Below are 1,727 nucleotides of genomic sequence, written 5' to 3' on the forward strand. Positions count from 1 at the left end.
TCTCGCTTCTCGCTTCTCACTTAGCGTGTAAGCCGCATTCCTTTTTGGAATCTTCCCACCACCATCTGCCTGCACGTGCATCTTCTCCGGGCAATATGGCACGGGTGCAGGGTGCACAGCCTATGCTGGTGAATCCTTTGTCATGGAGTGGATTATAAGGGATATTTTTTTTCTCTATATATTCCATCATTTGGATATAAGTCCAATCCAAAAGCGGGTTGAACTTGATGATCTGATTGGATTCATCCCATTCGATCTTGTTCATTTCACTCCTGTTGGCACTTTGCTCTGCTCGTAATCCGGTGACCCAAACGCTGTTTCCAAGCAAGGCTCTTTTGAGTGGTTCCACTTTCCGGACATGGCAACAGGATTTTCTGTTTTCCACAGAATCATAAAAACCGTTGATTCCCTGTTTATGGACAAGGTTTTCTACAGAATCCCTTTCAGGATACAAGACTTTGATTTTGGTGTTGTATTTGGATTCAGTTCTGGCTATCAAGTCAAGTGTCTCGGGAAAAAGCCTTCCTGTGTCCAAAGAAAATATATTGATCGGGAGAAAGTTACTGGCAATCATCTGTGTAATCACCTGATCTTCCTGCCCCAAGGAGGTAGAAAAAACCACTTTCCCTCTGAAAAGGTCAGAAAGAAATGCCAATCCCTCAGCAGGAGTAAGGCTTTCCAACTTCTCACTTAGGCTATGCAAATTCTTTTTTAGGCTCATCTTTTTCAATTTTGGTAGCGCTTTCCCAAGCCCTTTCGTGGAGGTAGTAAAGAATGATTTTGGTAACAACTTCAATAGATCCTATTGAAATCGCCATCACCAGCTGCCCGGTGACAAAAAAAGAGATCACCATGGTATCCAATGTCCCGACGATCCGCCAGGAAATGGATTTCATAAAGCTCTTGATATTGGAATCTTTGCCCTGTTTGGTCACAAACCATTTTTTGATCGGCTGGTCTAAAATCATATACCTAACATTATAACACTTTTACAAAAGTATATAAAGTCTATAAATATTATAGGGTAATAGGGAAAAAATTTTTATTCTTTATCCAGAATATCTGCCAATGACTTGTTTTCCAATACATTGAGCATTTCATCGCGTACTTGGATCATGACTTTATTGAGGCCACAAAGCGCTTCACTTTTACATTCCACGCATGGTTCGTAATAATTGAGGCTGACACAGGGAAGCAGTGCTATGGGACCGTCGAGCAGGCGGATTACTTTGGAAAGGGGGATGTCCTTGGGTTCTTTGATCAGGTAATAGCCGCCGCCTTTTCCTTTTTTGCTGCCGAGGATACCGGCTTTTCTAAGTTCTAGGAGAATGTTTTCCAAAAATTTATGGGATATGCCGTATTCTTCGGAAATATCCTGGATGAGGACGGTCTTTTGGTCACGGTGCTTGCCGAGGTATGTCAAGGCATGAAAAGCATATTTGGTCTTTTTGGAAAGCATAAGTACAAAAATAGGGGAAAAAACGAAAATGGCTAAATCTAATGGTCAAAGAAAGAATTGAAGGTATTTAACAAATTCCTAACTTTTAAGGAGGAGGTCTCGTTGATTTGAAAACTATGAATTACCTTTATCCCTTCACATAATCTTCATCCCAAATATGAAAAAATTACTTATTCTTTTGGTTTTTATGCCAATTCTTTCCTATGGTCAGTTTTCAAAAGGCACAAAATTTATAGGAGGCACACTGTCTTACCGCTCTTTCAAAATT

At 40.5% G+C, this 1,727-nt stretch carries 3 protein-coding genes; all 3 read right to left on the minus strand.

The genetic code is table 11. The annotated features are described in order from the left end of the window. Nucleotides 1–16: 16 nt before the first annotated feature. The 3 genes from ACZFYI_RS20055 to ACZFYI_RS20065 all read right to left on the minus strand — a co-directional run bounded on the left by ACZFYI_RS20055 (nucleotide 17) and on the right by ACZFYI_RS20065 (nucleotide 1,459). Entirely contained in the window at nucleotides 17–721 is a 705-nt protein-coding gene (locus tag ACZFYI_RS20055; RefSeq protein ID WP_462525894.1) for a phosphoadenylyl-sulfate reductase, read from the minus strand. Beyond that, nucleotides 696–968 carry a DUF2061 domain-containing protein gene (locus ACZFYI_RS20060; protein ID WP_462525895.1) on the minus strand — a complete coding sequence of 91 codons (273 nt, stop codon included), beginning with the start codon at nucleotides 966–968 and terminating at the stop codon, nucleotides 696–698. The genes ACZFYI_RS20055 and ACZFYI_RS20060 overlap by 26 nt, the downstream gene beginning before the upstream one ends. 74 nt (nucleotides 969–1,042) lie before the next feature. Further along, nucleotides 1,043–1,459: an RrF2 family transcriptional regulator gene (locus ACZFYI_RS20065; protein ID WP_462525896.1), complete on the minus strand. Its 417-nt coding sequence runs from the start codon at nucleotides 1,457–1,459 to the stop codon at nucleotides 1,043–1,045. Nucleotides 1,460–1,727: the final 268 nt, after the last annotated feature.

This window comes from Aquiflexum sp. (assembly GCF_977115555.1).

What these genes read in the sequence shown, in the direction of transcription:
- ACZFYI_RS20055 (WP_462525894.1), bottom strand. Translation starts at nt 721, where the DNA reads ATGAGCCTAAAAAAGAATTTGCATAGCCTAAGTGAGAAGTTGGAAAGC.
- ACZFYI_RS20060 (WP_462525895.1), bottom strand. Translation starts at nt 968, where the DNA reads ATGATTTTAGACCAGCCGATCAAAAAATGGTTTGTGACCAAACAGGGC.
- ACZFYI_RS20065 (WP_462525896.1), bottom strand. Translation starts at nt 1,459, where the DNA reads ATGCTTTCCAAAAAGACCAAATATGCTTTTCATGCCTTGACATACCTC.